The sequence below is a fragment of the Streptomyces sp. NPDC002176 genome (assembly GCF_044903645.1).
GTDB lineage: Bacteria > Actinomycetota > Actinomycetes > Streptomycetales > Streptomycetaceae > Streptomyces.
The window spans coordinates 1,275,830-1,297,216 of the sequence record NZ_JBJDQW010000001.1; the positions used below are offsets into that span (position 1 = coordinate 1,275,830).

General features: G+C 71.6%; 18 protein-coding genes and 1 tRNA gene. 8 read left to right on the forward strand and 11 right to left on the reverse strand.

Translation table 11 applies throughout. The annotated features are described in order from the left end of the window. Positions 1-45: 45 nt before the first annotated feature. Positions 46-1,686, forward strand: coding sequence for a protein kinase (locus ACI2LY_RS05710; protein WP_404706024.1), 1,641 nt, complete (start codon positions 46-48; stop codon positions 1,684-1,686). Positions 1,687-1,701: 15 nt separating this feature from the next. On the opposite strand, the gene ACI2LY_RS05715 is transcribed toward ACI2LY_RS05710, so the two are convergent. After that, positions 1,702-2,814 carry an AAA family ATPase gene (locus ACI2LY_RS05715; protein WP_404706025.1) on the reverse strand — a complete coding sequence of 371 codons (1,113 nt, stop codon included), beginning with the start codon at positions 2,812-2,814 and terminating at the stop codon, positions 1,702-1,704. Further along, complete coding sequence (gene pnuC / locus ACI2LY_RS05720) at positions 2,811-3,473, reverse strand: nicotinamide riboside transporter PnuC (protein ID WP_404706026.1); 663 nt, start codon at positions 3,471-3,473, stop codon at positions 2,811-2,813. The genes ACI2LY_RS05715 and pnuC overlap by 4 nt, the downstream gene beginning before the upstream one ends. Positions 3,474-3,693: 220 nt before the next feature. Between pnuC and ACI2LY_RS05725 the strand changes: the two genes are divergently transcribed. Both ACI2LY_RS05725 and ACI2LY_RS05730 read left to right on the forward strand, forming a co-directional pair. Further along, positions 3,694-6,330 (forward strand): hypothetical protein, encoded by a 2,637-nt coding sequence (locus tag ACI2LY_RS05725; RefSeq protein ID WP_404706027.1) that lies wholly within the window; start codon positions 3,694-3,696, stop codon positions 6,328-6,330. Positions 6,331-6,358: 28 nt separating this feature from the next. Continuing rightward, positions 6,359-7,303, forward strand: a complete 945-nt coding sequence (locus tag ACI2LY_RS05730) for a Gfo/Idh/MocA family protein (RefSeq protein ID WP_404706028.1) — start codon at positions 6,359-6,361, stop codon at positions 7,301-7,303. An 83-nt stretch (positions 7,304-7,386) separates the two neighbouring features. Here the strand turns inward: ACI2LY_RS05730 and ACI2LY_RS05735 are convergent. The 6 genes from ACI2LY_RS05735 to ACI2LY_RS05760 form a co-directional block, all read right to left on the reverse strand. Continuing rightward, positions 7,387-7,474: transfer RNA gene (locus tag ACI2LY_RS05735), tRNA-Leu, on the reverse strand. 109 nt (positions 7,475-7,583) lie between these two features. After that, positions 7,584-8,531, reverse strand: coding sequence for a beta-ketoacyl-ACP synthase III (locus ACI2LY_RS05740; protein WP_393911581.1), 948 nt, complete (start codon positions 8,529-8,531; stop codon positions 7,584-7,586). A gap of 144 nt (positions 8,532-8,675) precedes the next feature. Next, a complete protein-coding gene (locus tag ACI2LY_RS05745; RefSeq protein WP_267881266.1) occupies positions 8,676-8,804 on the reverse strand; it encodes a hypothetical protein in 129 nt (42 codons plus the stop codon). Then, positions 8,779-10,110 carry an OFA family MFS transporter gene (locus tag ACI2LY_RS05750; RefSeq protein WP_404706029.1) on the reverse strand — a complete coding sequence of 444 codons (1,332 nt, stop codon included), beginning with the start codon at positions 10,108-10,110 and terminating at the stop codon, positions 8,779-8,781. The genes ACI2LY_RS05745 and ACI2LY_RS05750 overlap by 26 nt, the downstream gene beginning before the upstream one ends. 116 nt (positions 10,111-10,226) lie before the next feature. Next, positions 10,227-10,763, reverse strand: a complete 537-nt coding sequence (locus ACI2LY_RS05755) for an isochorismatase family protein (RefSeq protein ID WP_404706030.1) — start codon at positions 10,761-10,763, stop codon at positions 10,227-10,229. Positions 10,764-10,865: 102 nt separating this feature from the next. Then, the gene (locus ACI2LY_RS05760) at positions 10,866-11,936 is read right to left on the reverse strand and encodes a bile acid:sodium symporter family protein (protein WP_404706031.1); all 1,071 of its coding nucleotides are present in this window, start codon (positions 11,934-11,936) and stop codon (positions 10,866-10,868) included. 85 nt (positions 11,937-12,021) lie between these two features. On the opposite strand from ACI2LY_RS05760, the gene ACI2LY_RS05765 reads away from it, so the two are divergent. From ACI2LY_RS05765 to ACI2LY_RS05780, 4 genes are all read left to right on the forward strand, one after another. Further along, a complete protein-coding gene (locus ACI2LY_RS05765; protein ID WP_404706032.1) occupies positions 12,022-12,891 on the forward strand; it encodes a LysR substrate-binding domain-containing protein in 870 nt (289 codons plus the stop codon). Positions 12,892-13,282: 391 nt separating this feature from the next. After that, positions 13,283-15,109, forward strand: a complete 1,827-nt coding sequence (locus tag ACI2LY_RS05770; RefSeq protein WP_404706033.1) for an AMP-dependent synthetase/ligase — start codon at positions 13,283-13,285, stop codon at positions 15,107-15,109. 82 nt (positions 15,110-15,191) lie between these two features. Further along, positions 15,192-16,028, forward strand: coding sequence for an aldo/keto reductase (locus ACI2LY_RS05775; RefSeq protein WP_401442235.1), 837 nt, complete (start codon positions 15,192-15,194; stop codon positions 16,026-16,028). 93 nt (positions 16,029-16,121) lie between these two features. Continuing rightward, entirely contained in the window at positions 16,122-16,811 is a 690-nt protein-coding gene (locus ACI2LY_RS05780; RefSeq protein ID WP_404706034.1) for a glycoside hydrolase family 75 protein, read from the forward strand. Position 16,812: 1 nt separating this feature from the next. Here the strand turns inward: ACI2LY_RS05780 and ACI2LY_RS05785 are convergent, their stop codons facing one another. From ACI2LY_RS05785 to ACI2LY_RS05795, 3 genes are all read right to left on the reverse strand, one after another. Continuing rightward, positions 16,813-17,724: a class I SAM-dependent methyltransferase gene (locus tag ACI2LY_RS05785; RefSeq protein ID WP_404706035.1), complete on the reverse strand. Its 912-nt coding sequence runs from the start codon at positions 17,722-17,724 to the stop codon at positions 16,813-16,815. Positions 17,725-17,951: 227 nt separating this feature from the next. Continuing rightward, entirely contained in the window at positions 17,952-18,695 is a 744-nt protein-coding gene (locus ACI2LY_RS05790) for a class I SAM-dependent methyltransferase (protein ID WP_404706036.1), read from the reverse strand. Between the two features lie 88 nt (positions 18,696-18,783). Then, positions 18,784-19,494, reverse strand: a complete 711-nt coding sequence (locus tag ACI2LY_RS05795) for a TetR/AcrR family transcriptional regulator (protein WP_404706037.1) — start codon at positions 19,492-19,494, stop codon at positions 18,784-18,786. A gap of 101 nt (positions 19,495-19,595) precedes the next feature. Here ACI2LY_RS05795 and ACI2LY_RS05800 point away from each other — a divergent pair, with 101 nt between their 5' ends. Further along, positions 19,596-21,380: a CocE/NonD family hydrolase gene (locus tag ACI2LY_RS05800; protein ID WP_404706038.1), complete on the forward strand. Its 1,785-nt coding sequence runs from the start codon at positions 19,596-19,598 to the stop codon at positions 21,378-21,380. Positions 21,381-21,387 lie beyond the last annotated feature (7 nt).

The window sequence follows — 21,387 nt, forward strand, 5'->3', positions numbered from 1 at the left end:
CCCTGGAACGCGTTTCCGGGGCCGGACGCAGCAGGGGGAGAGTCGATGAACACGTCCAGTGAGGCGTTCCGGCCGTTGCAGGCGGACGATCCGGTCGTGGTGGGGGGATACCGGCTGGCCGCCAGGATCGGCGCGGGCGGGATGGGCCGGGTCTATCTGTCGCACACGCAGGGCGGCCGACCGGTGGCGATCAAGGTCGTACGGTCGGAGCTGGCCGACGACCCCGCGTTCCGGCGCCGGTTCCGCCGGGAGATCGCGGCGGCCCGCCGCGTCCGGGGCGCGTACACCGCGGAGTTGATCGACGCCGACCCGGAGGCCGAACCGCCCTGGCTCGCCACGCTGTACGTGCCGGGGCCCTCCCTGGCGGACGCGGTCGCCGAGCGCGGGCCGCTGCCGGTCCCGGCCGTGCTGTGGCTGATGGCGGGCGTGGCCGAGGCGCTCCAGGCGATCCACGAGGCCGGGATCGTGCACCGGGACCTCAAGCCGTCGAACGTCCTGCTGGCCACCGACGGCCCCCGCGTCATCGACTTCGGCATCTCCCTGGCCGCCGACGCCACGTCCTTCACCGCCACCGGTGCCGCCATGGGCACGCCCGTGTTCATGGCCCCCGAGCAGGCGTCCGGGGACGAGGTCACCGCGGCGACGGACGTCTTCGCCCTCGGCCAGACGGCGGCGTTCGCGGTTCTGGGTGAACCGCTCTACGGCGATGGCTCGTTGCCCGCCGTGCTGTACCGGATCGTCCACGCGGCGCCCGAACTGTCACTCCTGCCGGAGGAGCTGCGCCCGCTGTTCGCCCGGTGCCTGGCCGCCGAGCCGGAGGAACGGGCCACTTTGGCGGACATCGTCCAGTGGTGCGGAGAACGACTCGGCCCCGACGCGGCGGGCATGGAAGGGCCGTCCGTCTGGCGGGAGATCAGGGGGTCCGAACTGACGGTTCCGGCGCCCCTCGCTCCTTCGACCCGAATACTCCCGCCCGCCCCGGCCCACTGGCCGTACGCGCCGCCGCCTGCCGAGCCGATGTCCCGCAGGACGCGTATGGCGCTGATCGCGGTCGCACTCGGTGCCGTCATCTCCCTGGCGCTGCTGGGGGGCCTGGCGTGGACGGCGCTGAGCACGGGGGACGGGTCCCACGCTTCCACGGCCACGGGTTCGCAGCGGCCGGGCGCCGGTGCGGCGCGAGCGGGGACGGGAACAGGCGTCACAGGCTCTGGCTCTGGCTCTGGCTTCGGCTCCGGCTCCGGCTCCGGCTCTGGCTCCGTGGGCGACGCGGTCGAAGCCTCGCCCCGCCCCTCCCCGACCGCCCCCGCGACGCCACAGCCCATCGCCGAGCCCCTCCAGTACCTGGACGCCACGAACTCCCTGAACCTCGGAGAGTCGGCCGTCCGGAATGATCGCAAGGGCGACATCCGCTTCACCTGCGGCGCCCAGAAGTGCTCCCTGGAGAGCCGCGGCAGCGTGCTCCTCCCCCGTGTCGGTGAGCCGGGCGCCACCTACGACTTGTGCGAGTTCGAACTCCGGCACGCCACCAGCCACCACCTGCCCCTGGCGGCCGTGGCCGCGGGGAGCGAGATCTGCGCCAGGGACCGCGCGGGCGACATCGCCCTGCTGGTCGTCCAGGTCAAGTCGACGGTGTCGCCCGAAGTGGGCTTCCTCATGACGGACGTGACGGTCTGGCCGCACGCCTGAGCGGGTGCGCGCCGGTCAGCCGAGGGGGTCCGCCAGAGGCCAGCCGTCGGCCAGGAGGCCGTCCACGGCGCCGAGGGCGCGGGTCAGGCGGGCCGGGCGGTCGCCGTGGAGTTCCAGCCAGGGGACGCCGGAGGTGGTGAGGGTCTCGCGGAAGCGGTCGGTCATCCAGCCGCGGAGGTGTTCGCCGTCGCGGAGGCCGTCGTCGTCGAAGGGGACGTCCTTGTCGGAGGTGAGCAGGTAGAGGGCGCGCGGGGGCATGGCGCGGGCGAGGTCCCGGACGGGGGTGGTGGTGCGGCCGCGGTAGCGCTCCTGCCAGATGGTGGTGGCCAGGGCGTCGGTGTCGCACACGAGCACCGGGCCGCCGCCGCGGGCCGCCCGCTGTTCGGCGTGGTTCTGGCGGCGGGCGACGAGCTCGAAGTCGGCGTCGTCCCACTCCAGGTCCACCACGGACGGCGGGGGCGTCGCCGGGTCCGCCAGCGCGCGGGCGCGGGCGAGTTTGGCGACGGTCAACTCCCTGCCGTACTCCGGTACCCAGCGGGTGAGCGCGTGCGGGCCGCCCCGGGTGCGCAGGGCGTCGGCCAGGTCGCGGGAGAGGGTGGTGGTGCCGGTGGACTCCGCGCCGACCACGACGACCCGGCGGGCCAGCCACGCCCGGACCGGCAGCTCGATCTCCGCCCAGTGGGCGACGGGGTCCGCGCGGACCTGCGTACCGGAGACGGCGAAGGTGCCCCGGTCGAGGTCCAGCAGCACGGGGGCGGCGTCGAAACGGCGGGCGAGTTCGGTGCCGTAGGGCTCGGAGCTGAACACCGCGTCCACGGCAGGGGTGTGCGGCCCCAGGGCGAGGGCCTGGCGCATCAGGCCGACATGCCCGTCCCAAGCCACCTCACTCTCGTAGTCGACCGGCAGATCGTCGACGATGCCCACGACCGCCACGTGCGGATCATCGGCCCAGTGCTCCCGTATCCAGGCGACGCGCTGCTCCAACGGGATCGACTCCTGGCCGGCCGCCATCACGACCACCGTGACGGCGTCGCAGGCGTCGGCCGCGGCGCGGATCAGGAAGTGGTGGCCGGAGTGCGGCGGGTAGAACTTGCCGATCACCAGCCCGTGGGCGAAGCGGGCGCTCACGCGGTCACCGTCCGTCCGGCTTCCGCCATGGGCGTCGCCAACTCGCGTCGCCAGGAACGCCAGCCGACCAGGCACATCGCCAGGAAGAGCACGTAGACGATGCCGGTGAGGTCCAGTCCCTTGCTGAAGTACAGCGGGATGTACACGAGGTCGGCGGCGATCCAGAAGTACCAGTTCTCGATCTGCTTGGCGTTGAGCAGCCATTGCGCGGCCAGCGACAGTGCCGTGGTCAGGGCGTCCCAGAAGGGCGCGGAGTCGTGCGCGCGGGTCAGCAGCACGGTCAGTCCCCAGGTGACCGGCACCAGCAGGGCCAGCAGGAGGTACAGGGTGGAGCGGGAGGCGTGACCCATGCGTCGGCGGGAGCGCCGCTCGCCGCCACGCAGCCAGATCAGCCAGCCGTACGCGGCGAGCACCAAGTAGACGACCTGGAGGGAGGCGTCCGCGTAGAGCCGGGCGCTCCAGAACAGCACCAGGAAGAACAGGTTGTTGGCGATCCCCACCGGGAAGTTCCACACACTGGCCCGCACACACAGCCACACGCACACCGCACCGGTGACGAAGCCGAGCAACTCGGCCCAGGTGACGGCGTCTTGGCCGAGCCTGAACAACTCATGATTCAACGGCGCGACCAGGCCACCAAGAACATCCGAAACAGCCATGGCGTCCCCACCCCTCCAGTTAATGTCGAAGTGACGATAACAAGAGGGTGGCGGTTCCACAATCCCGGCCAGGCTCCGCCGGACCGGGCGGCCGACGCGTCTCGCGCCAGCAGCGCACTGTTTCGGGACCAGGCGTGATCGCGCTACGGTCACCTGACGGATGGGTCCCCTCGCCGGTCGCCCGGTGCGGACCCGAGCGATGTCCGCCTGAGGAGATCAGATGGCACGAGTGAACTTACGTACCGCGTTCATGGGCGGGGCGGCGTCCGCCATCACGGCACAACGGGTGTTCACCAACCGCGTCAGCGAGACGACCGCGTTCAGCCGCTCGCTGGACGGGCTGCACGAGGCACTGGACGCGGCCGAGATCTCACCGGTCGTCGACCGCCTGCAGGGGCGTCGCAATGTCCTGACGTTCTACGGCGTCGGCGGCATAGGGAAGACGACGCTCTCCCAGGAGTTGGAGCGCCGACTTCTCGCCGAGGCGGACGCCGAGGACCGGCACGACGTCGTGTCCGTGCGCATCGACGTCTCCGAGGACGGCGCATGTGACATCGAAGGTCTGCTGCTGCGCCTGCGCGCGGGACTGGGGCAGTTGGGGAGCCGCTGGACGGCCTTCGACCTGGCACTTGCCTCCTACTGGGCCCGCGCTCACCCCGGAGAGCCGTTGCAGGAGTTCCTGGACGCCTCGCCCGCCATCCGGCGCGCTTCGCGGAGCGTCGGCCTGAACGAACAGATCGCCTCGGCCATCGGGCAGGTGGTCCCCTCCGGAGCGGGCGGTCTGGTGGGGCTCGCGCACCACGCGGCTTTGGCCACCTACCGGGCCATCCGCGAACGGGTCCGCGAGGGACGGCTGCTCTCCGAATGCGAACTGTTCGCCGAACTCGTCGAGGCGGACGCCGACTACGAGACCCTGTCCTACTTCCCCTATCTGCTGGCCTGGGACCTGGAGCGCCAGCCGCGCAGGGGACGGCAGAACCGCAGACCGCGGGTGTGCGTGTTCCTCGACACGTTCGAGGCGCTCGGCGACCGGACCGACCGCGCGGTGGAACGGTTCGTGCAACGCTGCGTCTTCCTGATGCCGAACGTGCTGTTCGTGATCACCGGAAGGAACCGCATCGACTGGGCGGACAGCGCCACGCGTGGCGAGCTGGACTTCACCGGGCCCGAGTGCTGGCCGAACCTGCACTTCAGCAACACCACGGCCGAGCCACGCCAGCACCTCGTCGGATACCTCTCGGACTCCGATGCCGACAGCTACCTCCGCGAGGCGGTGACCCGGAGCCAGGAACCGGCGATGCCCGCCGACGTACGCGAGCGCATCATCGCGGGCGGCCAGGGCCTGCCCCTCTACCTGGATCTGTCGGTCTCGCACTTCGTCGAACTGCTGGCACGCGACGGACAGCCGTCGGTCGACGACTTCGGTGGCTCCTTCACGGCCGTGGCCACCCGGTCGATCAGGGACCTCTCGCGGGAGGAACGCGACCTGGTGCGCACCGCGGCGCTCATCGACCGGGTCGACGCCGATCTGCTGCTGGCGGGCCAGCCCTCGCTTCCGGACGGCTGTGTGGCGCGCTTCCTGCGTCGCCCGTTCCTCACGCACGACGACGCCTACGAGCTGCCGTACGCCCTGCATCTGGCGTTGCGGCACGCCATCAGCGAAGCCGACCGGGCACTGGCGGACGGCTGGTCGGACCACGACCGCAGCCGGGTCGCCGCCCGGCTTCTGCGGCACCTCGGGGAGCGTCTCGGGGAGCGTGCCGGGCGCGCGGCGATGACACAGGCCCTCGAATCCGGCCTGAAGCTGTCCGGCACGTACGGGGTCTTCGACGACTGGATGGTGCGGGCCGCTCAGCGGCTGGTGGAGGCCGGTCAGTGGACGGACATCGGCGCCGGGCTCACCGCCGATGCCGCGGGCGGTCCCGAGTACCGGGCCATCCGCACCGCGATCCAGGGGGTCCTGCTCCGCCGGACCGGCCATGCCTCGGAAGCGGTCGCGGTCCTGGGCAGGGCCGACACGGGCCTCAGCCCGGACGGTCTGACCGCGCAGCTGGTTCGCCTCCACCGCGCGCACGCCCTGCGCAACGAGGGCGACTACACCGGCGCGGCGGAGATCTACCGGGGCCTTCTGGGGGGCGAGTTCGATGCCGCGGCCCGCTACTGGCTCTCCGACTACGACTACCTCAACGGACGCTTCGCCGTCGCCCTCGAAACGCTCAGGGGCCAGCACGGCCGTGACGCGGCGGACGAGGGCGAGAGGCTGCGGCTGATCGGGCACATCTGGCGGGTCAACGCCCGCTTCGACGAGGCCGTGGCAACCTACGGCAAAGCGATCACGCTGGCACGCGACGAGGGACTGGCCTCCGCCGAGGCGAAGGCGCTGGCCAATCTGGCCCAGACGGCATGCTGGTCCGGCGACGCGGCGACCGTGTCCGAGGCGGCGAACCAGGCGCGGGAACTCCTGGACGTCGTCCCCAACCCGGTCGAGCTCGTCAAGATCCGTTCCGCCGAGGCCGTCGCCTCGGCGATGACCGGCGATCACGCCGCGGCATGGAGTGCGGTCGCCGACACCCGTCGGCTCACGAACGACATCGGCTATCCGGGCGGGCACAACCTGGCGGACGTGGCCGCGATCCTTCTCGACGTCCTCGCCGGCGACCGCGACGGCGCCCGCCGGGTCCGCTCTGAACTCGACGAACGCACCCGCACGTCAGGCGGCAACACCTACTGGGTGCCCATCGTGACGTCATGGATCGACGGTGTCGACGCGGCGGCCGGGCACCATCCCCCCGTCGAGTGGGTAGACGGCCCGGAGTCGTCGCTGGGGCGCTGGGCCCGGGTGACGGCCGACCGGTGACAGGGAAGCGCAAGGAGGACGGGATTTCATGAGTGACCTCGTACAGGTCGGCCTCGTCGGTGTCGGGACCATCGCGGAGACGCATCTCGCCGTCCTCGCCGAACGGTCCGACGTGTCCCTGGAGTTCACCGTGGACCCGCATGTCGAGCAACCGCCCACGTTCCGTGGGGCCGAGCCACCCCACTACGGCGGCCTCTCGGACGCCCTCGAAGCACACCAGCCCGACCTGGTCGTGATCGCCACTCCCACGAACACCCACACGGAACTGACCGTCGAGGCCCTCACCTCGTCCTCGGCCAAGGTCCTGGTCGAGAAGCCCCTCGCCGCCGATCTCACCTCTCTCTCCCGGCTGCGTTCCCTGGACGAGTCCGTGGATGTGCGCGGCCGTGTCTTCACCGCGCACCATTTCGCCTTCTCACCCGAAGTGGACTGGGCGGTGGAGCTGATCGCCGAACACCCCGAGTGGGGCCCGGTCACGACCGTCACCTCGGCGTTCTACGACCCCTACGCGCCGAAGGGCGAGCAGGCTTTCGCCTCGTACGTCTCCAGCTGGATGGACTCGGGCGTCAACCAGCTCAGCATGCTCTCGCGCTTCGTCGAACTGACCGGACTCGTCTCGGGCGATCGTCGCATGGACGGGGGCGCGAGCTCCTGGGCGACGTTCGCCCACCGCTCCCGCGGCACGACCGGTACGGCCCGGCTGCGCAGCAGTTGGCTCACCGGCTCCAGCAGCAAGGAGACCGTCCTCGCCTTCGGCCGTTCCGGCGTGGAGGTCTGGATCGACCACACCTCCATGACCGGCTTCGCCGTCCAGGGCGCGAGTCTCCTCGCCGCCCACGGCAACGACGGCCGCACCCCCCGGAAGATCGCCCATTACCGGCCCCTCTACGAAAGCCTGCTGTCCGGCGACCCCGACCCCGTACTCGGCTTCGACACCACCGCGACCCTGACGGAACTCCACAGCGCGCCCTGACTCCGCCGGGCCCGTCGCGCCGCAGCCAGGAGAAACCGCATCCGGGAAAACAGAAAGACCCCAGTTGGACTGGGGTCTTTCGCTGGTGTCCGAGGGGGGACTTGAACCCCCACGCCCGATAAAGGGCACTAGCACCTCAAGCTAGCGCGTCTGCCATTCCGCCACCCGGACAAGGTGTCTGTCACCCGGCCGGGGGTGTTCCCCGCGGCGACATGGACAACAATACCAAGGTTTCGGAGCGCCTTTCACCTGCGTATCTGTGCCTTGGGCCACCCCTGGCTCACGGGCAGCGGATCACCTGGCCCGCGTACGACAGGTTGCCGCCGAAGCCGAAGAGGAGGGCCGGGTCGCCGGTGCGGACCTTGCCCTGTTCGATCAGCTTGGAGAGGGCGAGGGGGATGCTCGCGGCGGAGGTGTTGCCGGACTCGGTGACGTCGCGGGCGACGACCGCGTTCACCGCGCCGATCTTCTGCGCGAGGGGCTCGATGATGCGCAGGTTGGCCTGGTGGAGGACGACCGCGGCGAGGTCGGCCGGGGCGATGCCCGCCTTCTCGCAGGCCCGGCGGGCGATGGGCGGCAGCTGGGTGGTGGCCCAGCGGTACACGCTCTGTCCCTCCTGCGCGAACCTCGGCGGCGTGCCCTCGATCCGTACCGCGTTGCCCATCTCCGGCACCGAACCCCACAGCACCGGTCCGATCCCGGCCGACTCCCCCGGCGCGCACGCCTCGACCACCGCCGCGCCCGCGCCGTCGCCGACCAGGACGCAGGTGGTGCGGTCGGTCCAGTCGGTGACCTCGGACATCTTGTCCGCGCCGATCACCAGCGCACGGGTCGCGGCGCCCGCCCGGACGGTGTGGTCGGCGGTGGCCAGCGCGTGGGTGAACCCGGCGCAGACCACGTTGACGTCCATCGCGGCGGGCTCGGGGATGCCCAGGCGGGCCGCCACGCGTGCGGCGGTGTTCGGGGAGCGGTCGATCGCCGTGGAGGTGGCGACCAGCACCAGGTCGATGTCGCCGGGGGCGAGCCCGGCGGTGGCCAGGGCCTTGGCGGCGGCGTGTGCGGCCAGCTCGTCCACCGGTTCGTCGGGGCCCGCGATGTGCCGGGTGTGGATGCCGACCCGGCTGGTGATCCACTCGTCGCTGGTGTCGACCATCCGCGCCAGGTCCTCGTTGGTGAGCACCCTGGCGGGCTGGTAGTGGCCGATCGCGGCGATACGCGAGCCGTGCATGTCGGGGTCCCCTCGTTGCTGCCGTGGGTGGCGGGACCCTCCAGTGTGCGTAGTGACTCACGGGTACGGGGGCACGTGAAGCCACAGGAATCGGGCATCCCCGTTGTCGGCTTCACGCAGACCCTCGTACGGGCGCCCGACACCTCACCCGGTGAACAGCTGTGTCGCCTTCCGCACCAGTTCGTACAGCCCGTAGGCGAGCGGCGCGCCCACCCAGAGCCAGGAGAGGGCGATCAGGGCGCGCCGGTCAGGCGGGCTGCTCTCGCTGGGCATCGGGGGCCTCCTTCGGGGCGGCGGGGACGTGGTGGCGGGGGTTGACGGGGCGGACGAGTTCGTTGGCGACGAAGCCGACCAGCAGCAGGCCGATCATGATGGAGAAGGAGAGGCCGTAGAGCGCGGGTCCGTGCTTGCCCGCGGCCTCCTGCCGGTCGGCGATCCAGTTGACGATCAGCGGTCCGAGGACGCCCGCGGTGGACCAGGCGGTGAGCAGTCGGCCGTGGATGGCGCCGACCTGGTACGTGCCGAAGAGGTCCTTCAGATACGCGGGGACCGTGGCGAAGCCGCCGCCGTAGAAGGAGAGGACGACCAGCGCGCACAGCACGAACAGCGGCTTGGAGGTGTCGCCGAACAGGGCGAGGACCAGGTACGTCAGCGCGCCGACGCCGAGGTAGACGCGGTAGATGTTCTTGCGGCCGATGAGGTCGGAGGTCGAGGACCAGCCGATCCGGCCGGCCATGTTGGCCGCCGACAGCAGGGCGACGAAACCGGCCGCCGCCGACACGGACACCGGCGTGGAGCTGTCCGCGAAGAAGTCCGTGATCATCGGGGCGGCCTTCTCCAGGATGCCGATCCCGGCCGTGACGTTGGTGCACAGCACGACCCACAGGCACCAGAACTGCGGAGTGCGCAGCGCGCCGCGGGCCGAGACCTGGACGCCCTCCACCACGCTCGGGCCGCTCTCCGCGCGCTCGGCCGGTCGCGGTACCCGGACCAGCAGGACCCCGAGCGACATGAACACGGCGTACGCGAGGCCGTGCACGAGGAAGGCCAGCGCGATCCCGGAGTGGTCGGTGCCGAAGGACTCCAGCATCTGGGCCGACCAGGGCGAGGCGATCAGGGCGCCGCCGCCGAAGCCCATGATGGCGATGCCGGTGGCCATGCCGGGCCGGTCCGGGAACCACTTCATCAGGGTGGAGACGGGCGAGATGTAGCCGATGCCGAGGCCGATGCCGCCGACGAAGCCGTAGCCGAGGACGATCAGCCAGTACTGCTGGGTCTGCGCGCCCAGCGCGGAGATCAGGAACCCGGAGGAGAAGCAGACCAGGGCCACGGTCATCGCCCAGCGCGGGCCGTTGCGCTCGACCAGGGTGCCGCCGAACGCGGCCGAGAGACCGAGCATCACGATCGCCAGCTGGAACGGCAGCGCGCTCTGGGTGCCGTCGAGGTGCAGCGCGGATTCCAGGGGTGGCTTGAACACGCTCCAGGCGTACGCCTGGCCGATGGAGAGGTGGACGGAGAGCGCGGCGGGCGGTACGAGCCAGCGGCTCCAGCCCGGGGGCGCGACAGGGGGGCTGCTCATGGGGCCGGACGGTAGGTCGGGGCGGGTGGGTTGAGAAGGTGGGGCGCGGGGCGTTTGCGGTGAACGGTCGGCTCCGTGCGTCGGGCGGTCGGCGGGGTGGCCCAAAGGGTCCGGTCTCAGTCCTGGTCAGCCGTCCCGAAGCCCAGCCGTCCGACGGTGGTGACGGTGCCCAGTCTGGGGAAGTCCAGCCGTACCGACGCGTCGTGTTCGGCGGCCGTGAACGCGGCCATCGCGTCCTCCACGAAGACCAGGTCGTACCCGAGGTCGGCGGCGGCGCGGGCGGTGGACTCGACGCCCAGGTTGGTGGCGATACCGCCGAACACCAGGGTGTCGACGCCATGGGCGCGCAGCCGCTCGTCCAGTTCCGTGCCCTGGAACGCGCCGATGGTCCGCTTGACCACCTCCAGGTCCCCGTCGTGCACGAGTCCGGCGACGAGACCGCTGCCGGGTGGCTGTTCGGCGACGGTGGGCCGTTCGACCCGGACGAGTACGACGAGCGCGCCCTCGGCACGGAAGCGCTTCGCCAACTCCTCCCCGGCGGCGAGCACTTCGGCGCCCTTGCGGGGTTCCAGCGGCAGCGCGACGAGGCGGTCCATGAGGTCGACGAGGACGAGGGCCGTGCGCTGCGGGTCGAGTACCGGGGCTGCGGTCATGACGGAACGTTAGCCGTAGCGAGCTGTCCGTGCCGGAAATCCGGGTCAACGGGCCCGTGAACGAGACGCGTTCGGCCGTCTACGAGGTGTGCCTCCGCGGGTCTACGGGGCCTCGCGGCCGTTCGGCCGGACGCGCGGGCGGGGTACCTGGGCGGGCGGCGACGCGGGTTCCTCGGGGTCGCGGGCGCGGCGTTTGGCGATGACCGCGCAGACCATGAGCTGCATCTGGTGGAAGAGCATCAGGGGCAGCACGGCGAGGGAGGCGTGGGCGCCGAACAGCACGCTGGCCATGGGGAGTCCGGCGGCGAGGGACTTCTTCGACCCGGCGAACTGGATGGCGATGCGGTCGGCGCGGCCGAAGCCGAGCGCCCGCGCGCCGTACCAGGTCAGGGCGAGCATCACAGCGAGCAGGACGGCCTCCACGAGGACCAGCGCGCCGAGCCGCGGGGCGCTCACCTGGTGCCAGATGCCCTGGGCCATGCCCTCGCTGAACGCGGTGTAGACGACCAGCAGGATCGAGCCCCGGTCGACCAGCCCGAGCACCTTCTTGTGCCGGGTGACGAAGCCGCCGATCCAGCGCCGCAGCAGCTGCCCGGCGAGGAAGGGCACCAGGAGTTGCAGCACGATCTTCACCAGGGAGTCGGCGGAGAAGCCGCCGCCCGAGTTGCCGAGCAGCACCGAGGCGAGCAGTGGGGTGACGAGGATGCCGACGAGGGAGGAGAAGGAGCCCGCGCAGATGGCGGCGGGCACGTTGCCGCGCGCGATGGAGGTGAAGGCGATGGACGACTGGATGGTCGACGGAACCAGGGTGAGGAACAGCAGGCCCTGGTAGAGCGGCTGGGTCAGCAGCGCCGGGACCAGTCCGCGCGCGGCCAGCCCGAGCAGCGGGAAGACGGCGAAGGTGCAGGCCAGCACGGTGAGGTGGAGCCGCCAGTGGCGCAGCCCGTCCATCGCCTCGCGGGTGGAGAGACGGGCGCCGTAGAGGAAGAACAGGAAGGCGATGGCGGCCGTGGAGGCGCCGGAGGCCACGTCGGCGGCGATGCCCCGCGCGGGCAGCAGCGCGGCCAGGCCCACCGTGCCGAGGAGCAGCGCGATGTACGGGTCGATGGGCAGCCGGCGTTTCACAGGGCTCCGTAGCGTGTCGGGCGTCTCGGTGGGGCGGACGATCTCCATCGTGCCTGGTCGCCGCCGATCACGGAATCCGGCATACCGCTCTGACTGCGATCGCGGTCCGTGATGACCGGGCTAGGCTGCGGTCATGTACGACCCCACGCAGCTGCGTACGTTCCTCGCGGTGGCGCAGACGCTGAGTTTCACGCAGGCCGCGCGGCGGCTGGGGCTGCGGCAGTCGACGGTGAGCCAGCATGTGCGCAGGCTGGAGGAGGCGGCCGGGCGGCAGCTGTTCGCGCGGGACACCCATTCGGTGGAGCTGACCGGGGACGGCGAGGCGATGCTCGGGTTCGCGCGGCGGCTGCTGGAGGTGCAGGAGCAGGCGGCGGCCTACTTCTCCGGGACGCGGGTGCGGGGGCGGCTGCGGTTCGGCGCGTCGGAGGACTTCGTGCTGACCCGGCTGCCGGAGATCCTGGAGGGCTTCCGGTACGACCACCCCGAGGTCGACCTCGAACTCACGGTGGAGCTGTCCGGCACCCTGCACGAGCGGCTGGCCGAGGGCAAGCTCGACCTGGTGCTGGCCAAGCGCCGCCCCGAGGACCCGCGTGGCCGCCTGGTCTGGCGGGACGACCTGGTGTGGATCGGCGCGGAACGCCTCCGGCTGGACCCGGACCGCCCGGTCCCGCTGATCGTCTATCCCCCGCCGGGCGTCACCCGGGCGCGGGCCCTGGAGGCCCTGGAGGCACAGGGCCGCCCCTGGCGCATCGTCTGCACCAGCGGCAGCCTCAACGGCCTCATCGCGGCCGCCCGCGCGGGCCTCGGCGTGATGGCCCACTCCCGTCGGCTGATCCCCCCGGGGCTGGTCCGAGTGCCCGACCGTGCGGGCCTGCCGGACCTCGGCCGCATCGACTTCGCCCTGACCCACGCCCGGGCGCGCGGCGCGACGCAGGACGCGGCGGACGCGCTGGCCGCGGCGATCCTGGCGGGCGGGGAGCGGCTGCGTCGGCGGAGCGACTGAGGGGATTCAGGTGGGGAGGCGGTCCGGACTCGGTTCGGGGCGGCGACGGCTTCCTCCCGCCAAGGTGCCGACCCATGGTCCGGTGCCGACTGGCGCATATTGCTCCAGCGCCCGCGTGGCAGTGGCCGACAGCCTCCCCGCCCCGTGACCGGCCCGTACAGATTCGGTGGAGATTACGACCGGGGTACGTACCGACCCGTCAGTATCGTGTCCGGCCCTTCCGCATGTGGGGGGATTTTCCGGGTGCCGTGCGCGAGGTACGTGTGGTTTGGACGGTTTCCCGACCCCTCCCATCCGGCCATTCGGTGGGGTAGCTTTCACGGCGCTGTGCGGAGCGTCGCGGGGGCGTGACGGAGGAGCGAGGACGATCGAGCAAGGGGGGAGCGAGGTTTTGCGCGAGTTCACCAACCCTGTGAGGGAGTCGGAGCCGCTGGTGGGCGGTCTGGCCGACGCCGTCTTCGACAACGCGCGCACCGACCCGCGGCACATCGCCCTCGGCCGCAAGGACGACCAGGGGCAGTGGCGGGACGTGACCGCCGCCGAGTTCCGTGACGAGGTCGTCGCCCTCGCCAAGGGCCTGCTCGCCCAGGGCGTCTGCTTCGGCGACCGGGTCGCCATCATGTCCCGCACCCGCTACGAGTGGACCCTGTTCGACTTCGCGCTGTGGACGATCGGTGCCCAGGTGGTGCCGATCTACCCGACCTCCTCCGCCGAGCAGTGCTTCTGGATGCTGCACGACGCCGAGGTCACGTCCGCCGTGGTGGAGCACGAGGACCACGCGATGACGATCGCCACGGTCATCGGCCGCCTCCCCCGGCTGCGCCAGCTCTGGCAGCTGGACGCCAACTGCGTGCGGGAGTTGTACGACGCGGGCGCGCACCTGGACGACGAGGTGGTGCACCGGCACCGCAAGGCGGTCACGCCGGACTCGACCGCCACCATCATCTACACCTCGGGCACCACGGGCCGCCCCAAGGGCTGCGTCCTCTCGCACGGCAACTTCATGTTCGAGGCGGACACCGTGATCGGCCGCTGGGAGTCGGTGTTCCACTCCAAGAAGGGCGACCAGGCGTCCACGCTGCTGTTCCTGCCGCTGGCGCATGTCTTCGGCCGCATGGTGGAGGTCGCCGCGCTCCGGGGCCGGGTCCGCTTCGGGCACCAGCCGCAGTTGCACGCGTCCGCCCTGCTGCCCGACCTGGCCGCGTTCCGGCCGACGTTCATCCTGGCGGTGCCGTACATCTTCGAGAAGGTGTTCAACTCGGCCCGGCGCAAGGCGGAGAAGGAGGGCAAGGCGACGCCCTTCGAGAAGGCGGTCGACGTGGCCGTGAAGTACGCCGACGCCCTGGAGGCCAAGGCGTGGGGCCTCGGACCGGGACCGTCGGCGGGCCTGAGGATGCAGCACCAGCTCTTCGACAAGCTGGTGTACTACAAGGTCCGCGCGGCGATGGGCGGCCGTATCCGCAACGCGATGTCGGGCGGCTCGGCCATGGACCGCCGCCTCGGCCTGTTCTTCGCGGGCGCGGGGGTGCAGATCTACGAGGGCTACGGCCTGACCGAGTCGACCGCCGCCGCGACCGCCAACCCGCCCGAGCACACCCGCTACGGCACGGTCGGCCAGGCCGTCCCCGGTGTGACGGTGCATGTCGCCGACGACGGCGAGGTCTGGCTGCACGGCGGGAACGTCTTCCAGGGGTATCTGAACAACCCCAAGGCGACCGACGAGACCCTGCACGACGGCTGGCTGGCCACCGGTGACCTGGGGTCGCTGGACGCGGACGGCTATCTGACGATCACCGGCCGCAAGAAGGAGATCCTGGTGACCTCCGGCGGCAAGAGCGTCTCCCCCGGCGTGCTGGAGGAGCGGGTGCGGGACCATCCGCTGGTCAGCCAGTGCATCGTCGTCGGCAACGACCGCCCGTACATCGCGGCGCTGGTCACCCTGGACCAGGACGCAGTCGACCACTGGCTCCAGATGCGCGGCAAGCCCCGGCCGACCCCGACCGAACTGGTGCGGGACGCGGATCTGGAGACGGAGGTGCGGCGGGCAGTCGTCGCGGCGAACACGCTGGTCTCGCAGGCCGAGTCGATCCGCACCTTCCGTATCCTCGCGCAGCCGTTCACCGAGGAGCACGGCTTGCTGACGCCGTCGCTGAAGCTGAAGCGGAAGGCGATCGAGAAGGCGTACGAGCGTGAGGTGGAGGCGCTCTACCGGTCCTGATCCGCCGGTCAGGAATGCAGGACGGCGCGTGATCGTTGACGATGGGTGTACCACCTGTCCACAACCGAAGGATCATGAGCTCGTGAGCAGCAAGGTCCCCCCGATCATCCTCAACAACGGCGTCGAGATGCCCCAGCTGGGCTATGGCGTCTGGCAGGTTCCGGACGACGAGGCGGAGCGCGCGGTCGCCACGGCGCTGGAGACCGGGTACCGCAGCATCGACACAGCGGCGATCTACGGCAACGAAGAGGGCACCGGCAAGGCCATCGCGGCGTCCGGCCTGCCCCGCGAGGACCTCTTCGTCACCACCAAGCTCTGGAACACCGACCAGGGGTACGACTCCACCCTGCGTGCCTTCGACACGTCGATGGAGAAGCTCGGTCTCGACTACCTCGACCTCTATCTGATCCACTGGCCGCTGCCCGCGCGGGACAACTACCTCGACACCTACAAGGCGTTCGAGAAGCTGTACTCCGACGGCCGTGTCCGCGCGATCGGCGTGTCCAACTTCCTCCCCGAGCACCTTCAGCGGCTGATCTCGGAGACGTCGATCGTCCCGGCGGTCGACCAGATCGAGCTGCACCCGCAGCTCCAGCAGCGCGCGGCGCGGGAGTTCAACGCCGAGCAGGGCATCGCGACCGAGGCGTGGTCGCCGCTCGGCCAGGGCAAGGGCCTGCTGGAGGTCCCGGCGATCGTGGCCATCGCCCAGAAGCACGGGCGTACGCCGGCGCAGGTCGTGCTGCGCTGGCACATCCAGCTCGGCAACATCGTCATCCCGAAGTCCGTGACTCCGTCGCGGATCAAGGAGAACATCGAGGTGTTCGACTTCAGCCTGGACGACGAGGACCTCGCCGCCATCAGCGCGCTGAACGAGGACAAGCGGCTGGGTCCCGACCCGGCCACGTTCGACATGGTCTGACAACCCGTACGCCACAGGGTCGTCCGTCCCCGCGCAGGGGGCGGGCGGCCCTGTGCGCTACGCCGAGCTTCGCCGACCGAAGGGCTCCGCGCCGTGCGTCTTCGTCCACTGGGTCTCGCCACCGCCGCCGGGACCGTCATCCTCTGCGCCACGACACTGGCCGCCGCCTACGGCGACTCACCGAGGCGGGCGCGGGAGGGCACGGTCGCCGCGGCCGACCTGCTGGCGAAGCTGACGTCGTGCGAACGGCTCTCCGACGGCCTGTACCGCACCGACGCGGAGAGCGCCGCGACCGTACCGGTGTGCGGGCTGAAGGGCGCGGTGTTCTGGAAGGCGGACCTGGACGTGGACTGCGACGGGCAGCGCACGGCCAACTGCAACCAGGACCGCGACCCCTGGTACCAGGATGACACCGCCTACCACCAGTCCGACGGCAAGCCCCTGCGCGCCGACACGCTGCCGTACGTGGTGGTGCCCGGCAAGAGCGACCTGTGGGACCACACGGCGGCCGGGATCGGGGGCGGCGGTGTGGTCGCCGTCATCCATGGCGACCAGGTGGAGTACGCGGTCGTCGGGGACACCGGCCCGAAGGAGATCATCGGCGAGGCGTCGTACGCCACCGCCGAGGCGCTGGGCATCGATCCGGACCCGGCGACCGGGGGCGCCGAGTCCGGGGTGGCGTACATCCTGTTCAAGGACTCGCGGGTGTCCCCGATCGAGAGCCACAGCGCGGCGGTCGCGCTCGGGGACCGGCTGGCCCGGCAGTTCCTCGCCGAGAACTGATTCAGCGGGGGCGTACGGCCGTGTAGACGGTGTACGCGTCCAGCACGAACAGGTCGGCCCGGTGGTACAGGCTCTCCGGGTCGGCGCGGTCGAGGAGGCGGTCCACGGTGGCGCGGTCGTCGGCGTCCAGGGCGTCACCGAGGCCGTCGCGCAGCCGGGTGAAGTAGGCGGCGGCGTAGTCACGGGCGGCCTCGTCGGCGGGGGCGGGCAGGTCCAGCAGGAAGGTGCGGGTGCGGGTGGGCTTCAGGCCGGCCGAGGTGAGCAGGGCGGGCCAGTCCTCGGGCTCGGCGACCGCGCCGGGCAGCTCGGCGCGCATCCGGCTGAACCACTCCTCCTCAGCCGCGTTGAGCCGGGACTGGAGGCCGGGGCGACCGATGCCGATGTCGCGGGGCAGATAGCGGGCGGGGAGTCCGCCTTCGAGGAGCGCGAGGGTGCCGCCGGGGGCGAGCCGCTCCGCGAACGCGGCGAGCCCAGCCCGCTGGTCGCCGAGGTGGTGCAGGCTGCGGCTGGCCCACAGCAGGTCGGCCGGGCGGTCCAACTCATCTAGTGCTTCGGGGAGTTCGCCGGTCACGGTGGAGAAGCGGCCGTCCACGCCGAGACGGGCGGCGCGGTCGCGGGCGCGTTCCAGCAGGGGTCCGCTGCCGTCGACGGCGGTCACCCGCGCGCCGGGGAACTCCTCGGCGAACAGGCAGGCGACGACGCCGGGTCCGCTGCCCGCGTCCACGATGAGGCCCGGCTCGGGGGTCTCCTCGGCGAGCCAGGCCATCGACTCCCGGTACAGCGGGGCGAGCAGCTCCGCCTGGGACTCGAGCACCGGGCCCATCTCGGCCCAGTCGATGTCGGTGTCGTGCCCGTGTCCATGCGCGTGTCCGTGTCCGTGCCCGGCGGGTGCGTGGTGGTGGTCGTGCGCCATGCTGGTCAGCCTCTCTTCCCCGGCTCTGCTCCGGTCTTCCCCGGCTCCGCTCCGGCTGTGCCCAGCGTGCGACGTTGCGGTGTGTGGCGGCAAGCTCTGTTGCTGATACGGCAAGGATGATGGGAGGCATGCCGACCCTGGCCGGGCGTCGTCCCGCCCCGTGGTGGCCGCGGTGCTGAACCGGCGCCCGGAGGTGTGGCCGCCGCACATGTGGCCGGACAACACCCCTAACCGGAGCGCCTGTAGGCGTGCAGGGTGAATTCGGGGTCGGCGCGGGGGCGGTCCTGGTCGGGCAGGCGGGCCAGCCGGGCGGCGAACTCCTCGGTGCGGGGCTCGCCGGGCGGCAGCAGGGTGAACCAGCCGCGCCGGAGGTCCTTGATGGTCCGGCGCGGGCTGCGGCCCTGCCCGACGCCGGTGAAGCGGGCCTGACCGGTCCGGACGAGCCCGGCCTCGGCGGCGTACGCGTCCACCCTGGCCGGGTCGTCGGAGGCGGGCCGCCGGGGGCGCGGGCCGAGCACGGCGTCGATGTCGCTGCCGACGTCGTGCGCCTTCGCCTTGTCGACGGTGGTGACGTAGGTGCCGCCCGGCCGGAGCACCCGCGCGCACTCGGCGAGCACCGCGCGCAGGTCGGCCGGGTCGTCCAGCAGATGCAGCAGCCAGACGCTGGTGACAGCGTCGAACGTACCCTCGGGGAAGGGCAGTCGGCGGCTGTCGGCGCGTACCACGGTGCCGGGCAGTCGGGCGGCGGCCCGGTCGGCCATGGCGGGCGTGAGGTCCACCCCGGTGACCCGTAGCGCGGGCCGCGCCCCGGCCAGGCGGCGGGTGACGATGCCGGTGCCGCAGCCGTTGTCCAGCAGGCGGCCTTCGTGGTCCGGGATCAGCCCGAGGACGGTGTCGGCGGCGGCGCGGGCGCGGGGCTCGCCGCCACGGAGGTTGTCGTAGGACTCGGCTTCCTTGTCGTAGTCGAGCACAGACTTCCGTGTGCCCACCTGCGCCGTTCCCATGTCCCTTGGTTTTAGGGGGAGTTCACTACTCCGGGATTTTCGGCCCCACCTCGGATCAGCTGGCGTCCAAGCCGTCGACGAGGCGGTCGAGGAAGCGGGTGAAGGTGGCTTCGGGGTCGGTGGGGCGGCGGGGGCCGGAGAGGGCTTCGGCCAGTTCGGGGTGGCGGCCGTCGTGGGCGACCGCGGCGAGGTAACGGGCCTCGGCGGCGGCGCGTTCGGGGGCTCGGGTGGCCCTGGCCGTGGCGAGTTCATGGCTGACATGTCCGGCGACGAACGCGGTGAGCTGGGCGAAGACCTCCAGCCGTGCGGCGCCGTCGAGGCCGGAGGGGCGCAGGGCGGCCAGGGCGTGTTCGAGGAAGGCCAGGACGTTCGGGCCGGGGGTGCGGTGAGTCGCGAGGGCGGCGGGGAGCCAGGGGTGGCGCAGCATGTGGCCGCGCTGGAGGTGGGCGAGGTGCTTCAGGTCGGCCCGCCAGTCGCCGGTGAGCGGGCCGGTGGTCGGCAGTTCGGCGCTGACGTGGTCGACCATCAGCTCCAGCAGCGTGTCCTTGTCGGGGGCGTAGCTGTAGAGCGACATGACCCCGGCCCCGACCGCCGTGGCGACCCGCCGCATGCTGACCGCGTCCAGCCCCTCCGCGTCCGCGAGGGCGACAGCCGCCTCGGTGATCGCCTCCCTGCTGAAGGAGGGCTTACGGCCCCTGCGGGGTTCGGCGGGGTGCAGCCAGAGCCGCTCGGGGTCGACACCCGCGGCTCCCTCGCCCTGAGTCATGTTCCGGCACCCCTTTCCCTGATCCATGGACCGTTCGCCCTTGCCAAGGTCATCCAAGCATCCCCTATTCTCGTACACCGTACGGAATACAGGAGGGAAACATGTCGTTCCGCAAACCACCACTGTCCTCGCGTCTGATGCGCGCCACCTGGCGCGGCCTCCCGGCGAAGCGGTACGACGTCGGCTGGGAGCCGGGGCTCGCGGTGCCCGGCGCCGACGGCAGCCCGCTGCTCACCGACCACTACTTCCCGCGCGCCGAGGGCGACTTCCCCACCCTGCTGGTCCGCTCGCCGTACGGCCGGGGCCTGCCGTGGTCCCCGATGTACGGCCTGCTCTTCGCCGAGCAGGGCTTCCATGTGGTGCTCCAGAGCTGCCGGGGCACCGGTGGCTCCGGGGGCACGTTCGACCTGTGGCGCAACGAGGCCGCCGACGGCCTGGCCACCGTGTCCTGGCTGCGTGCACAGCCCTGGTTCGACGGGCGGCTGGGCACCGTCGGCCCCAGCTATCTGGGCTATGTGCAGTGGGCCCTCGCGCTGGACCCGCCGCCGGAGCTGAAGGCCATGGTCGTCCAGGTGGGACTGCACGACCCGTACGCCCTCTTCCACACGGGCGGCACGCTGCGCCTGGAGAACGCCCTCGTGGTCGGCCTCGGCATGACCTACCAGCACCGGGGCGTGGCGACCTTCACGCGAGCCGCCCTGCGCCTGCGGCGCCACCTGCGCGCCGTCACCATGGCCCGGCCCCTGCGCGGGGCGTACACCTCCGCACTCGGCGGCGAAGTGCCCTGGCTGGAAGAGGTGTTGGCCCACCCGGACGCCGAGGACCCGTACTGGGAGGGCGCGTCGGTGGCACCGTCGGAGGACTTCCGCGTGCCCACGAGCCTGATCACCGGATGGCACGACGCGCTGGTCGACCAGACCTTCCAGCAGTACGCGCGGCTGCGCCGGGCCGGGTGCGAGACCGCGCTGCTCGTCGGCCCCTGGACCCACACCTCCGCCCTCCAGCAGGGCTGGCCCGAGGTGTTCGCCGAGAGCCTCGCCTGGCTGCGTGCCCACATATGCGCCGACCCCACTGGATTGCGCCCCACAGCGGTACGCGTACACATGGGTGGGGACCACACGGGTGGGCACCACATGGGTGGAGACCACACGGGTAGACACCACAAGGTTCGGGACCACATAGGTGAGGACCACATAGGCGGGCACCACACAGGTGGGCACCACACAGGCGACGACCACATGTGGCGAGACCTCACCGACTGGCCGCCCACCCCCGAGCCCACCTCGAACCCCACCCCCTGGTACCCCACCAAACACGGCCACCTCACCCACCACCCGCCCACCGACCCCGCCCCCCTGACCACGTTCCGCTACGACCCGACCGACCCCACCCCCGCCATAGGCGGCCCCCTCCTCTCCCCCGCCGCCGGGCCACGCGACAACCGTCCGCTGGAGTCCCGTACGGACGTCGTGACGTTCACCGGCCCCCCGCTGACCGAACCACTCGACCTCATCGGCCCGGTCACCGCGCAACTGACCTTCTCCACCGACACCGGTCACGCCGACATCTTCACCCGCCTGTGCGACGTGGACGCCGAAGGCCGTTCGGTCAACGTCTGCGACGGCCTGGGCACGTTCGACGCATCCCCGCACACCCCCCGGCGGATCACCGTCCCGATGAGCGCCACCGCGCACCGCTTCGCCCCCGGCCACCGGGTCCGCTGGCAGATCAGCGCGGGCGCCCACCCCCGCTACGCCCGCAACCCCGGCACCGGCGAACCCCCGGCGGACGCGGTCGAGTTCGTCCCGGTACGGCTCACTCTCCACGCCGACTCCGCCCTGACCCTCCCCGACTCGGCCAACTCGGGCCGCTCGATGGCTGATTGATCCCCCG

Coding starts and splice junctions, on each gene's coding strand:
- ACI2LY_RS05710 (WP_404706024.1), top strand. CDS start 46: ATGAACACGTCCAGTGAGGCGTTCCGGCCGTTGCAGGCGGACGATCCG.
- pnuC (WP_404706026.1), bottom strand. CDS start 3,473: ATGGCTGTTTCGGATGTTCTTGGTGGCCTGGTCGCGCCGTTGAATCAT.
- ACI2LY_RS05725 (WP_404706027.1), top strand. CDS start 3,694: ATGGCACGAGTGAACTTACGTACCGCGTTCATGGGCGGGGCGGCGTCC.
- ACI2LY_RS05730 (WP_404706028.1), top strand. CDS start 6,359: ATGAGTGACCTCGTACAGGTCGGCCTCGTCGGTGTCGGGACCATCGCG.
- ACI2LY_RS05740 (WP_393911581.1), bottom strand. CDS start 8,531: ATGCACGGCTCGCGTATCGCCGCGATCGGCCACTACCAGCCCGCCAGG.
- ACI2LY_RS05745 (WP_267881266.1), bottom strand. CDS start 8,804: ATGCCCAGCGAGAGCAGCCCGCCTGACCGGCGCGCCCTGATCGCCCTC.
- ACI2LY_RS05750 (WP_404706029.1), bottom strand. CDS start 10,110: ATGAGCAGCCCCCCTGTCGCGCCCCCGGGCTGGAGCCGCTGGCTCGTA.
- ACI2LY_RS05755 (WP_404706030.1), bottom strand. CDS start 10,763: ATGACCGCAGCCCCGGTACTCGACCCGCAGCGCACGGCCCTCGTCCTC.
- ACI2LY_RS05760 (WP_404706031.1), bottom strand. CDS start 11,936: ATGGAGATCGTCCGCCCCACCGAGACGCCCGACACGCTACGGAGCCCT.
- ACI2LY_RS05765 (WP_404706032.1), top strand. CDS start 12,022: ATGTACGACCCCACGCAGCTGCGTACGTTCCTCGCGGTGGCGCAGACG.
- ACI2LY_RS05785 (WP_404706035.1), bottom strand. CDS start 17,724: ATGGCGCACGACCACCACCACGCACCCGCCGGGCACGGACACGGACAC.
- ACI2LY_RS05795 (WP_404706037.1), bottom strand. CDS start 19,494: ATGACTCAGGGCGAGGGAGCCGCGGGTGTCGACCCCGAGCGGCTCTGG.
- ACI2LY_RS05800 (WP_404706038.1), top strand. CDS start 19,596: ATGTCGTTCCGCAAACCACCACTGTCCTCGCGTCTGATGCGCGCCACC.